This window comes from Microvirga sp. BSC39 (assembly GCF_000739015.1).
Classification (GTDB): domain Bacteria; phylum Pseudomonadota; class Alphaproteobacteria; order Rhizobiales; family Beijerinckiaceae; genus Microvirga.
Genome location: NZ_JPUG01000077.1, coordinates 171,657 through 186,904, shown reverse-complemented (window position 1 = coordinate 186,904; position 15,248 = coordinate 171,657). Strand labels below are relative to the sequence as shown.

The window sequence follows — 15,248 nt, the reverse complement described above, 5'->3', positions numbered from 1 at the left end:
CTATGCCCGATGCATTTTCGTATGTCAGATTTTCCACCCCTGAGCAGATGAAGGGTGACTCATTACGGCGTCAGACCCGCATGTCTGAGGCTTTTGCTGCTGAGAACAGGCTGACATTACGCACTTCCTACACCGATTTGGGTATGTCGGGCTTTCGCGGCAAGAATCGCGACAAGGGCTCATTGCGCAGGTTTTTGGACGCGGTTGAAGATGGCCGCATTCCGCGCGGCTCGTGGCTGCTGGTCGAATCACTCGACCGAATCAGCCGTGACCGGATCGGCGAGGCCCTGCCCGAATTCCTAAACCTGCTCAAATCCGGCATCATTGTTGCAACTTTACAGGACAAGCGCATCTACGATGAACGGTCGGTCGATGACCCGATGCAGCTTGTCGGCAGCTTGATCGTGATGAGCCGTGCGCACGAAGAAAGCGCAATGAAATCACATCGCACGAAAGAAGCTTGGAAGACCCGACGCGAGAAGGGTTTGCGGCATGCCTTGTGCCCGGCTTGGCTTAAACTGAGTTCGGACGGTCAGAGCTACGAGCCCATCGAGAGCCGGGTCCGGGTTCTGGTCGAAATATTCGAGATGAGCGCCAACGGCATCGGCACATCCGGAATCGCCCGCATCCTGAACGAACGGGCCGAGCCGCCATTCTCCAAGAAGCTCAAAGGCAAACCCCGTGCGGGCCGTGAAGCCCGTGGTTGGCACGCCGCATCGGTTCGCGACTTGCTCACGTCTCGGGCCGTATTGGGCGAGTTGCAGCCCTATCACCGAGAGGGCCACGGCAAAATTCCTGCCGGTGATCCAATTCGGAATCACTACCCCGCCGTGATCGACGACGCCTTGTTTGCACGGGCTCAGGCTGCTCGCAGGAAAACCGGCAGAAAGGGCCGGAAAGGAACAGCCTACAGCAACCTGTTCGCTGGGCTGGCCTTCTGTGCCCGGTGCCGTGGTCCGATGCGGCTGGCCCACAATGCCACCCAAACCCAAATCTACTATCGCTGCGCCAATGCCAGCACCGGGATCGCCAGCGGCATCAAATGTGACAGCCTTGGCTCAACCTACTTCAATGCCCGGTCAGTCGAAATCCAACTCCTTCATCACGTCGAAGAATACAGGTTGCACGAACTGTTCGCCAACCCTGAGACCGACGCTCAGCTTCGGGATGTGGAGAGCAATCTGGTTGCCTATGCCGAGAGGATTGGAGAACTCGAACGGCAGCAGAAGAATATCCTGCGTCAGGTCGCCATCCTCGACGAAGAGGATCCGATCTTGGAAGACTTTCACAAGGTGCTCCGAGAGCAGCGGTCGGAAATCCGGCTGCATCAGGATCAAGCGAAACTTCTGAAGGAGCACCACACCGAACTGTTGGCGCAGCAGGATCAGCGCGACGATGTGGAGAAAACCATCATCAAGCTTCGAGCCAAGCTCAGGGTGTTGCAGTGGGACGAAAGCGTTCACAGGAAATGGCTGAACGCAGCCACCACCGATGAAGACAAAGCACGGTGGAAAGAAGCGATTGAGCAGAACCACCGGGACATGCTGCCCATCCGCGCCAAGCTCAGCATCGCGCTTCAGCAATTCGTTCAGCGGACAGACTTTGATCAAGTTGCGGGCACAATCGACGTGATTATGGTCGGTGGCAAGGTACGCTACCGGTTCGAGCGTAAGGGCTTGAAGACCCGCAAGGATGGCGTGAACCTGAACCTCCGCGCATCAGGCATAGAATTCGTCGGAAGAACAGAAGCCGAATATTATTTAGGTCCTTGAATATCCACTATACAAAAATCCTCCCTAAAATTCACGCTTTACAAAAATTACTAGTAAGCAATGTCTGTTACTATCGCAGATACGATGTGGGTTGACGATTTCAAACTATCTGCCGTTCACGATGCGATATAACTCCTCTGGCGTGAGCAAGGGCTGGCCTGCGTTGCCAGTAGGTCGCTCAGTGCCATCGGGCAGGTAAACGGGCCTGTAGGCCGGTTTCTGCTGCTCTACGGGCACGCCCATGTTGAGGCGCGCATTAGCATAGGCCAGCTTCGCTTTTAGGTCTTCGTTCTCAGCCTGTAGCTCGGCCATGAGTTCGAGCATGGCTTGGATTTCGTCTTGGGTCATTAGCCGAACCTCAGCTTGAACATGAAGGCATCGTTCTCGTTTTTAGAACCATAATGCGCTCCACGGCTCGTCACGGCATTCTCAGCAACGTGCTCTTGCAACCATGCTGTGATCTCATTGTTTCGTACGATCCTACCCTCGACCAGCCTCTGCATCGCTTGAAAGCTCGACATGTCATACTTGGGCACGGGCACGGTGACGACATAGCCAAAACCCTCCATGCGCAGCTTCCGTATGATTGTCGCCTCACGCTTCTTCTGGCGTGCCTCGCCCCCGTTCCACTTGCGGTCGAATTCATCTTTGCTCATGTTCATTGCATGAACCCCGCGATGTCACGCTGGAAGGCAGCCTCAGCAGGATCAATGGCCTCAGCTTTCGCTTCTGCGGCCTGCTGGAAAGCTTTCTCGGCCTGAGCTTGGTCATAAAGCTTGAATGGGTCATAGAAGCCGTAGGCGACGCGCCTAGACGATCCCTTCTCACGATACTTGTCGAAGATCATCGCGTCGGGCTCGTACGTCCGATCATTGGCGAGCAACGCCACTTCCAGCGGGCCGCTGAACTTCTTCCAAACCATCACAGCCTGACCGGGATGGCGATAGTGCTTGTAGGTGCGGTCTTCGATGTAGCCGAGCTTCACCCAATGTGTGTCAGGGTCATTGATGGCCTTCACCGCAGCATCGTACAGGTTCTTGTAGAACCCACGCTGAGCATCATCGAGCTTGCCTTCAGCGACCTTGTCATCCGCCCAGTCGATCACAGCCTGCGGGTCATAGAGCCCCGATGTGAGGGTGCGGGTCGGCTTCTCGATCACGAACCGACCCTCACAATAGAGTTCCAGCTTGAGCACGTGCTCGCTCTTGCCACGACCGGGCTTCGGCCCGTTGTCCATGAACTGAAATTGGATCACGCCAATCTTGTCGTGCTCAGGAACACCGGGCAAGGGACCAGTGCGCTTTTTTGATTTCTCAATTGACTTGAAGAACTTGGACCTACGCGTCATTAGAAATAACTTTCTTATAAAATGATATTCTTACTTATATCACTTCTTATTAATTGAAGTCATTATTGTAATAATTAAAGAATTGATAGAGATAGAGACAATTGTATATATACAATAAGGACGAAGTCCATTTGTTGACCTGAAATCAGGTCTTGCTACCCATATCAGTTCGCACCTCAAGAACTCAAAATAAAAATGAATTTGCTTTCGCTTCGCTCAAGCCAAGGTGGTCAGGGTAAAGGTCAGGGGCGAGACATTGTTGTGCTCAGGGTCGAAAGAAAGATTGAAAAACGCGCCGCCCCGATCCACATCGGAACACGTGAACATATGAGGAACACGGGAATGCCGACCGACGATGAGGTGAAGGCGCTGGCCATGCAGATGGTCAGGGAGATCATCACCCGCACTGGCTGGTATCCCGATGCGCCAAGGTCGTACCGTGCTCAGATCATAGAAGCCGATGTCGAAGCCAACTGGACGCTCTTCCTCAAGGATGCATACGAGCATCTGAGAAAGCGTGAAAAGAATATTGTACCCGATGATACAGATCAGGCATAAAGATCAAGCACTAGGCCGAACACCCTTGTGCGTTTATGCGAACAACTTTCAGCCCGAACTCAGGTGTATGAAACCGCTATGATAGTCTCGCCAAACGAGGGGACACATCATGAAAACGAAGATATTCATTGCCGTTTTCGCAGCCGTTGGTTTGGGAGTTCTGCCAGTTGTCGCGCTGGCTCAGCCAACCTATCTTGCTTGTGTCTTAGACGGCGGCTCCGTAGGTCCGGTTCGTATAAACTTCACTACTGATGAATCCGCTGGAACGGTATCAATCCATATTGTTAGCTCGGGTCATAGCAGAACAGTGAATGCTGCCTTTACGCCCGACCGTGTTTTAGTTGATGAAAGAACTGTTAGATGGATGATTGATCGAACGAACCTCCAATTTTCTCGAACAATCAAATCGGTCAACGGAACTGAATATGGACAATGTGAAATACAAAAGCCGCCGCAACGCGCATTCTAGGCTTACCACGTCCTTCACACACAAGCATCCGGCTCTTAGCTAGAGAGTCATGTCAGCGGTTCTGAGCAATGACGATGCTAAGAGCCAGCGGAGGTAAAGTCTTGCTGAAATTCGAAGGAGCCAGACGGCAGCTTGGGTCCGCACTTGCCCTGTATCTTGACGACCTCGATCCTGTATCCGTCCACTGCCTTGCTGGTGGCGGCTGTGAGGTAATCGAGTTCTATGCCGAAAAGTCGGGGAGGCAGCCGTTCAAGAACCATATTCTCGCAACGGCCTCTGATCTCGACATTGAGGAGTTGCGCCGGCTCCAGCGCCAGTATTGGAACGCATTTAAGCACGCGACGCGCCGTCGTGGACAGCAATGGGTGGAGCGAGACGACGAAGAGCTTCTAACTCGATTCACGGATGAGCAGAATGATCACGTTCTGTATATTGGATGGCACGACTATTTCCTAGCCACAGGCACAATGCCCATTGAAGCTCAGGCCCACCAAGCTTGGTACATCGCAAAGTATCCTGAGAAGTTGAACCCCGACAGGTCTATCGAACCTTTTGACCGACTATTCCCCAATCTCCACGCCTGTACACGAACTGAGCAGAAAGCGAGTCTAAGGAACAGCATTCGTGAAGCCCGTTCCAATCCTGATGTAATGAGTCATCCTCAAACAGATAGGCGTCCCTTAGTTCTGCCGTGGCCCTGATCAATTAGGCCCTAAGCCTGACGCTCCGGGAAATATTGCTTGCACGTCCAAACCCTGCGGAGCGCATCAATCGCTAAGATACGAATTTCTTCATGGTGACGCTCCGGGTGATCGTTCAGAAAGTTCAGGAGAACGCGAGCAACTTGGGCAGGGGTCGTCTCACGGGGCACACAGACCCCGAAGGCTGACTGGAAGTACATCATGTCACGCACAATCGTCCCACAGGACAGATATAAGTGCTCGCCTGCATTGAGCAGGCTCCACCAACTTCGCTATGAAGAACCAGCGGTTTGGGCTTTGAAGTTTTGTCGATGGGCCGGGTTCTTATTGAAGAAAATTCTCAAGGGCGCGTCAAAAACTCGTGGATGAAAATAGTTCACCGTTTATAAAACCCTGAAGGGTTACCCTGCGGTCAAAAGTAACGGCTAAACAGGCCGGACGCGGGGCAAATATGAAAATAAATTTTTTCGCATCAGCGGCTTCTGCCGCGCTATTGTATTCGGCACAAGCATTTGCGGCTATGGGCGGTCCGACGATGGACGTACCAGTTGTTGCAGGCGGTGATCCGTCTGCGTTCGCCTGTAAGGCGGGCGGACAGATTGTGGGCCTTGATCCAAATGGCGACGGTTTTCTCTCGGTAAGAAGCGGACCCGGCGGAAAGCCGTACTATGAGGTTGATAGGGTCCATAACGGGCAATGGATATACGTTTGCCACCAGACAGGCCCTTGGCTTGCGGTAGTCTACCCGCGAGCACCGCAGTCTAAGGAGAGTTGCAACGTTGCCACCCCTTGGCTCGCTCGGCAGGCGTACACCGGGCCTTGTCTATTCGGATGGGTCCATAGCCGGTATACCAAACAGGTTGCGCTTCCATCGGCAAGCACATTGGCTCCGGTCCTGCCCGGTAACGGGCTTCAGTTGTCTGGCTCATCCCGTTGGGTTGTTGTAGCCGGAAGGCAGGACGAGGACGAAGCAATTGAGCTTGCCCGATCCTATACCGGGTCTCTTCCTGATGTACGGGTAATTCGGTCGAGCAATGGGTGGTTTGCGATTGTCAGCGGTCCCCATCATGTTGCCGATGCTAAGCGGTTCAAGCAAGACATGATCAATTCTGGACGAGTTCCGGCAGATATGTACCTCTCCAAGGGCGAGGTCTATGTTGAGCAGGTTTGGGATCAGACGAAGTCTGTAGCGGTGGCGGCAAGGCCAAATAACCTCGTGCCGAGCAATCGTTCGGCAGAATCAAACATAACTGTCTCAGTAGCGGTCCAGAGACCAACACAATCGCTTGAAGCTAGAGGTCAAGTCGCGCCTGCTCTTGTTCCAGATGCCAAAGCTGCATCGCCACTTACAATCCCTGAGCCAGCAGTGCAGCGTTTTGCGGAAACCGAGCCGAAGGCTAGCGCGAGTCATTCAGGCACCCTGAATACCGATACTAGAGGAATGCCGGGTCAATCTGTGGGCGACTTGAGCGCAGAAAGTGGAGATCGCGTCAGCATAGTTGCTGGCAATGGAGTGAATGGAAGTAGTAAACCCGAACTGGATATGGGTGCATTGAAGCGTGTCAACTCGCTCAAGCAGGAACTAGCGCTGCATCCATCTGTCCAGCAAGTGTTGTCCGACCCTACCTTTAAAGCAAAAAGTGATCGGCCACTCCCTATAGACCTTATCGCGATCACGAAAGAAGCAAAAGCCGAATGCGTTCGCTTCAATAGTATCAGCGGATGGGAAGCCGAGCGGTCAAGAAAAGATTATGGGGTGATCCCTAAGTTTGATCCAAAAAGGTTTGATCTCGATCATGATGTGAGCGACTTCATCAAGTATCAGTTTTGGATCGCAACTCTTGACTGCAAAAACTTTATTGACCCTCATGCAAGGTACGAACACTTTCTGAACGGCAAGATGTCGCAAAAAGAAGTCGAGAAATTCCCTTTCATAACGGCATCTCTGGTACAGGCAGGAGCATTATTCAACCAGCCTGTAGCTCAAGAGATGATGATGGCTCGTGTTCTTCACTACAACAAGTACAGATTTGACTTCCCGTCACCTCAGTATACCGGGATGTCGTACAATGACGAACCGAGAGTTGACCTCCCTGTAGCGGTAGCATGGGGCCTGCTAGCGACTTTAAATGGGTCTGAAACTGCCGGAAGGATTCTCGCAGAATACGCACTACCGAAGTTGGATGATACAGGGATTGAGTATGCGAAGAGCTTGGTGATCAAATTCGCAAAAGCTCGCTTGGAAATTTTAGATGGTTACCACAAGGAGATCAATCGTCAGCATGCGTTAGCGGCTGAGGTGGTCCCAGTTCTCCCTGTGCTTGATTTCCAAAGAATGAGCATGTCCCAATTACAGTCGGAACTCGTCAAGGTGGTAAATCGTCTGGACCAGTTTCGGCACGCCGTAGCTCGGCTGCACAGAGAAGCCTCTAACGACATCTATTATTCCTGCGGACACGAGATGCGTACTGTGAGTGGTCCCGAGGTGCTGGTCCGGCAGATAATGGCAGAGAGGTGGGAAAAGTGCAGCAATGTAGTCCAAACTATCGTCACGAAGTATGGGGCTCAGTTGCGCCAGCCGAGAAGCTGAATCTTATACAATAGACAAAGAGAAAGAGGCGGCCAGAACCGCCCCTTTTTATGTCGGATGGACAGAAGTGACCTTGGGTACAAACTGGCGCGGCAGCATGATAAACTACATGGCGCTCGCCCCAGTATCAGAGGTCCACTCGGCAAATCCAGTTCATGATGGCCAAAGCCCCGGAAACTCTATCTGACCGTTTGAGTCTTCGACTGGTTCACGCGCCACAACCAGCCCGACCAAGCGAGCCGTTTGACACAAGCCGCCATCGACTGGATCACGCAGGCACAAGCCCTTTTGAATGGCACGTGCGATATGTCCGACACTGAGGAGTCCGAAGCCCGATAGTCCCATTCATGGTGCCCTGTTCGGCCTAAATCCAGTCCGCTTGAAATCTCACGAATTCAGGCGATTATCCCTGACAACTCAGGCAGGGTGGTCCGCTTCCACCTGAAGCACTAATCTTGAGCTTCGCGCTTTCTGATCTCTTTTCCGACCGCCTCCTTTGTTGCCTCAAGAACTTCGGCTTGCGCGCACTGCATGGGCGTCGCACGCCCGAAATCACTGTCGCATGGATTGGTACGAAACAGGTCCCAGTCGAGCCCAAATGTCTCTGCCAGTTTCTTTGAGCAGTCCTTTCGCCCAAAGCTCCGACCAACATCACCGGAGCAAAGGAAATGCCTCTGCACTTGGAATTTGAACATGCGATCATAAAGTTGCGGATTGTCACGCAGGTACTGGTCAGTGGCTTCTCTTGTGATGCGATGTCGGTTTGCGGCTTCCTCTCTGTGCTTGCGCTCGATGGAAGCCAACTCCTCTTGGCGTTCGTGCTCCGCTTTTTGTGACAAATGTTCTGAAGCTGCATGGCGCGCAGTCACGTACACGCAAAGATCGGTATACGGCTTCGCGCAGTCGTATACACTCCGGTTGTCGTTATAGTAATTCCAATTCAGGTCAAATTCCTTACGTACTTCCTCGATGCATCCGATCTGTTTCAGCGGACATTGCTCGGCGACCTTGATCGTGTAGTCGTTCACCTTCGTGGCAAGTTCGCCTTGCCGCTTGGCTTCCGCAAACTGCTCGGCTGTTGGTGGCTTCGGAGGAGGCTTCTCGCCCTTGAAACAGGAAGCAACATTCAAGACAAGGATGAGAGCGCCAAGGCCGAGAATGCCATATCCAATATCACTTGCCACTTATCTACCCCGCCCCTGCCGATATAGCTTGTAGTGGAAGGCATCGTTCGGCTCAGGATACACACTGCGATGCCTAAAGGACACTTGGAATAGCCGCGCTCGACATACGCTCTACGCCAACTCATGTCTTAGCAATTTGTGGTGTCCGCTTCGAGCACCCCGCAATTGACCGAAAAGCATTATGGCGAACGTATATTGGCTTGTATTCGTTATTGCTCGCGATGATCTGCCGAACGGCTGGTTCAACTTGGGCAACCCTATCCTGCACTGGCCTAGAACTGGTTCAATATCGGAAGCTTGACCATTCAAAGTGAACCGAATATATGTGAACTATACTAAGTGAACCGGTCGAGGACTTCATGTTTGTGCGGGCGTATCTCCGGGCTTCCACTGACCAGCAAGATGCAAACCGCGCTCGACAGCACATCGAAACCTTCGCAGCCGAACATGGTCTTTCCGTCGCGGCGTTCTACGTCGAGAATGAAAGTGGCGCGAAGCTTGCCCGCCCTGAACTGTTCCGCCTGCTTACCGATGCGAGACCAATGGATATTTTGCTCGTGGAGCAGGTGGACAGATTAAGTCGTCTAAACGCTGCTGATTGGGAGAAACTGAAGGCTGAACTCGCCGCCCGTCGTGTTCGGGTTGTGGCACTGGACCTACCGACTTCATGGATGATGGCGAAGGCGAACTCCGACGACTTCACCGCCCGCATGTTCGACGCAATCAACGGCATGATGCTCGATATGCTCGCGGCTGTAGCCCGCAAGGACTTCGAGGACCGCAGGCGTCGCCAGATGCAAGGCCAGAAACGCGCGGCAGAGTCGGGCCTCTACAAGGGGCGCAAGGAGAACATCGCCCGAAATAGCGGCATTGCTACCATGCTCAAGGCTGGCTCGTCATGGTCACAAATTCAAGCTGCAACCGGGTGCAGCCGCGCTACGGTGTCAAAGATTGCTAAGAGGGTTAGTGAGTCCTCAGAAGCCGCTGCACAGTGAACGGACGTGCCTCGTGACAATCAGACCTCTCGCTATCGTCCGGTACCGTTACCGCCGCAACGCAGGCGGCGCATGGACCCACAGCACATGGTCAGGCCGTCCTCTGCAAGCCTTGGAAACTCTCGTCCTACAGGAATTGCGTCGCCAGAAACCGGGTTGTGAGGTCGAACTGATCGAGCTTCGATGGCGACAGTAACATCGCGTAGGATGATGGGTTCAATGATGCTCCCTGCCTCAGATGGTGTGGCAATCAGGGAGGCTTGCCACACCAAGATAATCATCACCTTATCGCTCTCAGACGCATGTTCGATCCGCTGCGCAGCCTAAATACAATGTGCGCTACTTTGAACTCGTTGAGGCGAAGCCTCAGAAACCCTCATCTCCTTCGGCAGGTACCACGAAGCCAATCCCGCCCATGTCTCTCTCTGACTCTCGCAAACGCGCCGAGAAAATGAAAAAGGCGCAGGCAAAAATTCGCGATGCACAATCGGCCTGTGCCAAGAAGGTTAGTGACCTTCGATCTGAGCTTTGAAAAGAGTGATCTTTAGCTTTCCACCTCACCTCTCATAGAGGGAGTGATCGCAGCCACTCGTTTACCGCAAGCCGCGCTCCATCCGGACCGCCGAGAGTGTCACTGTTATCCCAATACTGCTCGAATGCAACGTGGGTGGCGGTAGGCTGCATAAGCGTGCCGCAACGCCACACTGCTCGCACCGAGAATGAAAAGCCCCGATCCGGGTGTTCGATTAAATATCGCTTGGTGAGGGCATCGGGTGGGACGTTCGTGCGATTCGCCATGGTTCGCGCGGATACGCACGCCTCATGAATAGTCCAAACGCTTTGCCGATCATCCGCTAAATATCTGAGGATCAAGTTCGATGCAATCAATTGATTTTCGGTGTTAACTTCAGCATATGTCATAGTAACTTCCTTCGTTGTGGCACCGCTGAATTCAATGAATATGCTTTGCGCCTACACTTATTTATCTAGGGGTATCCATGACGGGCTATATGTTGCTAAGAATTTACATCAGAATGCGTGAAATCGGTCTAACACGTAGTAAGCGTGACTTTGCTGCCCGGTGGCTCGGGCGCGGAAAAACATACCTCCGAGATTTTGAGTTCAGGGATAGCAGAATCGCTGCGAGCGTGCCCATGCGCACTGTGACCGCTCTGCGGACCCGTCTGTGTGCGCTGGCAAGCCGGATGCCCGCTGGAATCTGCATGGAGATCGACGCTGTTATCGACACAATCGACCAAGGTGTTGCAGTGACTAATCTGCTTGCTCGGCGACACTAAGCTTCGGTCGCTGCGAAGCGACAACCCAAGAGGCGAATAAGGGAGCCGTGCTCCCTCTTTCGTCTGACAGGTCTGTCGGATCGAGTAGACCCGCCCCGGCTACACGCTCATTCCGTCCCTTACCCGCGCCCTTCCGTCGCGAGCCAGAGCCGGTGCCCCCTGCACTTCAGGGGCGCACCTCTATGGTGTCGTAAGCCGCTTGGCCAAGGCCAACCGGGTCACCTTCGCGCAGGCCGACGAGCTTGGGATCGCACGCCCAACGCCGGTCGATCCAATAGCGGAGAGGGTGATCAGCCTCTGACATCGCGTTAGAGTCTGCCCCTGAACCCGCGCAACGCCTCAGCCAAACGCTCGCTCATGCCCTTCTCGTTTTCGGGAACATCGGGCTCCGTCAACGGGCTCCGTCTATTTCCTCCGAAAGACAGGGAATGATTATTCCCTGAAAGATTATTACTTGGAGCCTTATCCTTAACTGTAGAGGATAATCCTACCCTATTTTTCGGAGGGCTCGATTTCCGAGCCTTGAGCCAGCCGATGGCGCGCTGGAACATCTGCCTGAAGGTGAACTGAAACCGGTAGACATAGGCAACCTTGTGCACCACGGGCCTGCCGTTCCTGCCGATCACCGGCCTACCCTTACCATCGTAGAGAGGGCGATGGGTTGGACCCTCGTGCTCAAGCCGGTCCACGAAGCCTGCCCGCATCAAGAGCGGGATCAGCTTGCGCATAGTCCAATCTTTGATGCCAAGCTTCTTGGCCAGACCCTCACGGCAGATCATGAACGGTTCGTCGGGATCACGCAGGGCGTGGTTCTCAGCAAGGCACATCACCAGCTTGCGTGCGTCCTCGCACCATTTCGTAGGGATGTAACGCTGGATCAGGTCTTCCATCCGCTCACGGGCCGGGCGTGGAATCCAGAAATTGCCACTCCAACGGGAAGTGTAGGCCATCTCAGTCACCTTTCGGCGACGAGCAGGCAAAGCTCCGCTATTCCCCCCGAAAGGGGGTTGGCAGGCTCTGATGTTGGGGCTAATCTCTGATTGCTTAATTCAGATAGGCCCCAAAATCAGAGCACCCCTGCGAACCGCTTCCTACGGCGGCTTTCAGGGGTGTTTTGCTATGCGCGTCACATTGTTGCATCTCTCATGCCCACCAGCGGGCAAGCCAAAATCATAGGCTTGGAGACGCCCCCTGCCAAGGGTCACATTTCAGGTAACATATTGTCCTTAAAGGGAAATTTCTGTTCAGCCGAAAGTCAGGCAGCCAAGTAATCGCGCGGTCGTTTATTTGACGGATCGTGGTCAGGAAGGCAGGTGTGGCTTTTCTGTTAGACGAAAATCACGAAGCGATTTCCTGTGGTCGCAGGAGGTCAGCCGATCTGTGCCCGTTGATTCGCGATGGTGATGACCGATGTCCCGACAAGTGTTCCTACGGCTCATAAGCAAGAACGCCTGCTACCACCTCGTCACTGAAGGGCAGGCGGCAACAGTAGCCGCGCCTTTGTCTTGGAACCCTTGAATTGAAAAAGCCCCGCCGAAGCGGGGCTTTCTGTCGTTAGATGATCAGGAAGTCCTTATGGGATAAGCTCAGGTTCTTACTGATCGTGGCAAACGCCACCGCTGCACCTTTGCCCGATCCATCGGCGTCATAATAAAGAACACCGCTGTTCTTGTCGTAGATGATCCGATCATCTTTATCATGGGCCTTGCCGGTGTTGTCCGTCCAGAACGCGCCAGCCTTCAGGGCACCGTCTTTGCCGACCTTCTCGAAATCGGCAGAGTCGAGCCAGATTTCATCCTGACCAACCTCAAAGTCTTTGATAGCGTCCTTGTTGGTATTTGCATTCGGCCTGTAATCGAACACGAAGGCATCGTTTCCGTCACCGCCGTACAGAGCGTCGTTGCCGTTGCCGCCGATCATAGTGTCATTGCCATCATAGGCGAACAGTTTGTCGTCACCTTTCATACCATGCATCGCATTGTCGATCTCGTTGCCGTAGATCGAGTTGCTGCGGCTGTTGCCGATGAAATCGGACTGCTTGGCAGGAGCCGGAGTCGGACCCTGTGGACCTTGTGGTCCCTGCGGACCCTGTGGCCCCTGCGGACCGGGATCGCCTTTCGGACCCTGTGGGAACGTGATCTGGCCCTCTGGCATCTTCAGAAGGTCGGAAATCGTCAGGATGCCATCGCGGAAGTGGAGGGCTTCAACCCCAGTGATTGTATCCGACCCCAAGTCGCCGTCGAACGTCCATGTGTCGGTAATGGTAAGCGATCCATCGGCGTTCTTGGTGAAAGTGAAGTCAGTCCGAGCGCCGTTGAAGTCTACGTAATCGTAGCCCTCTCCACCGTCGAGGGAGTCGCTGCCGTTGCCTCCTGAAAGGGTATCGCTTCCATCGCCACCTTTCAGAATGTCAATGCCGTTCCCACCGAGAAGGCCATCATCCCCATTCCCGCCGGTAACGGCGTCGTTACCGGATTCGCCATAGAGCCAGTCATTGCCCTCTCCTCCATCGAGCATGTCGTTGCCATCGAAACCGGTAAGTGTGTCGTTGCCAGTTCCCCCGCTCAGAGAGTCGGCTCCAAAGCCGCCGAAGACAGAGTCGTTTCCGTCCTCCCCATTTATCACGTCGTTGCCAAACCCGAAGCCACTATAGTAATCGCCACCATAGAGTTTGTCGTCGCCAGACCCGCCGTTTATCGTGTCGTCTCCCCCGAGACCGAAAACGGTGTCGTTGCCACCAAGAGCGTTGATAACGTTGTTGCCATTATTACCAGTGATCTCGTTGGCTAGATCGTTGCCGTTGCCATTGGAGTTGATTAGTCCGTCAACGACGCCCTCAGAGTAATCCCCACCAGCAAGGATGAGATTTTCGATGGTAGCTGCCAGAGTGTAATTCTCCAAAGCGGAGATCACAGTATCAACCCCACCATTGGCACCTTCAACGACCACATCGCCTACATTGGAGACATAGTAGATGTCGTTGCCCATACCACCTGACATAGTATCGTCACCGAAACCGCCACGGATTTCATCATTACCGTCGCCCGTAGTCAGGACGTTGTCGAGATCGTTCCCGAACAGGCGAAAAACACCTTGATCCTTTGCGATAGCGTTCTCGACGTTCTCGTTCAGCCAGAAATCGCCACCAGAGCCAGCGATTTCAACTGTATCGGTTCCACCGTCCACGTCTTCCGTGATTGAAATCTCACTATTGCTCTCGACGACGTAGGTGTCATCACCTGCTCCGCCGATCAGCTTGTCCCAACCGCCGCCACCAATCAGCGTATCATTGCCGTCACCACCCGTGATCGTATTCTCGTTCTCGTTGCCATGCCCGATGAAATTGCCAGTGCCATTGAATGTCAGTTTCTCAACGTCATCGGCGAGGGTGTATTCGTTAAGAGTAGTAATAACTGTGTCGTCGCCACTCCACTGCTCGCCATTGTCGATCACGACATCGTCGACACTGTTCACGATATAAGTGTCAGAACCATTGCCGCCGATGAGGGTGTCAGCGCCTGCGCCGCCGTCGAGGGTCACAGACCCACTGGCACCGGTGTCGACCTTGATCACGTTGTCCAGATCGTTTCCGACGAGTCTGATGCCCGGACCAATCCCGAAATAGGTCAGATTCTCGACATTGTCAGTGAGCGTATAGCTGGTGACCGGGTTGTAAGGATCGTAGGTGGTAGCGCGATATTCGACTGTGTCGATACCGGCATCTGCTCCCTCAACAACCACATCGCCGCGACCGACGACGTAACTGTCGTTGCCCTCGCCGCCTTCGAGGCGGTCAACAGTACCATCGTCATTATAGGACTCATTTGGGTTGGGAGGCATCGGAGGGAAGTAGCTGCCCCCGATCAGACGGTCATCGCCTTTGCCACCAACAAGAGTATCAGAGCCCATATCACCGATCAGCGTATCGTTGCCGACGCCACCAGTGATGCTGTTGTTGTTCATGCTGCCGGAACCATTGAAGTTTCCCGAACCGGAGAACTCAAGGTTTTCAATATTCCAGCCCTGCCCTTGATCAAGATCGTAGGTGTTCAGTGAAGTCCTAACAGTATCGTTGCTAGTGTACTGCATCTCTTCGATAGTGAACACGCCTGTGTGATCGACGATATAAAGCGTGTCGCCAGAGCCGCCGCGCAGTGTGTCGCCAGCCGCGCCGCTGGTCAGGGTATCGTCGAAAGCCATGTAGCCCCCAAAAAGTTTGTAAGCACTTTTGTGCGGCGGCCAAGCTAGTGGAAGCGTAGTTTCCGTCAACACCATCACAACTAGAGATCAACAAGGTTTGCGGTCACTTTCTTGCTGAAATCACCGCTGTTGC

The 15,248-nt window shown here is 53.7% G+C and carries 12 protein-coding genes; 6 read left to right on the top strand and 6 right to left on the bottom strand.

Going from position 1 to position 15,248, the window contains the following annotated elements:
- The first annotated feature begins 2 nt into the window (after positions 1-2).
- Positions 3-1,772 (top strand): recombinase family protein, encoded by a 1,770-nt coding sequence (locus MA07_RS28095; protein ID WP_081929133.1) that lies wholly within the window; start codon positions 3-5, stop codon positions 1,770-1,772.
- A gap of 105 nt (positions 1,773-1,877) precedes the next feature.
- Here MA07_RS28095 and MA07_RS23115 read toward each other — a convergent pair whose 3' ends face one another.
- The 3 genes from MA07_RS23115 to MA07_RS23105 are packed head-to-tail and all read right to left on the bottom strand — an operon-like array spanning position 1,878 to position 2,931.
- Positions 1,878-2,120, bottom strand: a complete 243-nt coding sequence (locus tag MA07_RS23115) for a hypothetical protein (RefSeq protein ID WP_036357411.1) — start codon at positions 2,118-2,120, stop codon at positions 1,878-1,880.
- The gene (locus MA07_RS23110) at positions 2,120-2,434 is read right to left on the bottom strand and encodes a hypothetical protein (RefSeq protein WP_152568996.1); all 315 of its coding nucleotides are present in this window, start codon (positions 2,432-2,434) and stop codon (positions 2,120-2,122) included. Before MA07_RS23110 ends, MA07_RS23115 begins: the two co-directional genes overlap by 1 nt.
- Positions 2,431-2,931 carry a hypothetical protein gene (locus MA07_RS23105; protein WP_152568995.1) on the bottom strand — a complete coding sequence of 167 codons (501 nt, stop codon included), beginning with the start codon at positions 2,929-2,931 and terminating at the stop codon, positions 2,431-2,433. Before MA07_RS23105 ends, MA07_RS23110 begins: the two co-directional genes overlap by 4 nt.
- A 384-nt stretch (positions 2,932-3,315) precedes the next feature.
- Between MA07_RS23105 and MA07_RS29795 the strand changes: the two genes are divergently transcribed.
- From MA07_RS29795 to MA07_RS30280, 4 genes are all read left to right on the top strand, one after another.
- Complete coding sequence (locus tag MA07_RS29795) at positions 3,316-3,678, top strand: hypothetical protein (protein ID WP_152568994.1); 363 nt, start codon at positions 3,316-3,318, stop codon at positions 3,676-3,678.
- A gap of 109 nt (positions 3,679-3,787) precedes the next feature.
- Positions 3,788-4,147: a hypothetical protein gene (locus MA07_RS29790; RefSeq protein WP_152568993.1), complete on the top strand. Its 360-nt coding sequence runs from the start codon at positions 3,788-3,790 to the stop codon at positions 4,145-4,147.
- Between the two features lie 101 nt (positions 4,148-4,248).
- Positions 4,249-4,848 carry a hypothetical protein gene (locus tag MA07_RS23095; protein ID WP_152568992.1) on the top strand — a complete coding sequence of 200 codons (600 nt, stop codon included), beginning with the start codon at positions 4,249-4,251 and terminating at the stop codon, positions 4,846-4,848.
- A 1,099-nt stretch (positions 4,849-5,947) separates the two neighbouring features.
- Positions 5,948-7,438 (top strand): hypothetical protein, encoded by a 1,491-nt coding sequence (locus MA07_RS30280; protein ID WP_160195483.1) that lies wholly within the window; start codon positions 5,948-5,950, stop codon positions 7,436-7,438.
- A gap of 449 nt (positions 7,439-7,887) precedes the next feature.
- On the opposite strand, the gene MA07_RS23085 is transcribed toward MA07_RS30280, so the two are convergent.
- Complete coding sequence (locus MA07_RS23085) at positions 7,888-8,622, bottom strand: hypothetical protein (RefSeq protein ID WP_036357392.1); 735 nt, start codon at positions 8,620-8,622, stop codon at positions 7,888-7,890.
- 359 nt (positions 8,623-8,981) lie between these two features.
- On the opposite strand from MA07_RS23085, the gene MA07_RS23080 reads away from it, so the two are divergent.
- Entirely contained in the window at positions 8,982-9,617 is a 636-nt protein-coding gene (locus MA07_RS23080; RefSeq protein ID WP_036357389.1) for a recombinase family protein, read from the top strand.
- Between the two features lie 1,606 nt (positions 9,618-11,223).
- Here the strand turns inward: MA07_RS23080 and MA07_RS23075 are convergent.
- Positions 11,224-11,865 (bottom strand): hypothetical protein, encoded by a 642-nt coding sequence (locus MA07_RS23075; RefSeq protein ID WP_152568991.1) that lies wholly within the window; start codon positions 11,863-11,865, stop codon positions 11,224-11,226.
- Between the two features lie 604 nt (positions 11,866-12,469).
- Positions 12,470-15,115 (bottom strand): calcium-binding protein, encoded by a 2,646-nt coding sequence (locus MA07_RS23070; protein WP_036357383.1) that lies wholly within the window; start codon positions 15,113-15,115, stop codon positions 12,470-12,472.
- Between the last annotated feature and the right edge of the window lie 133 nt (positions 15,116-15,248).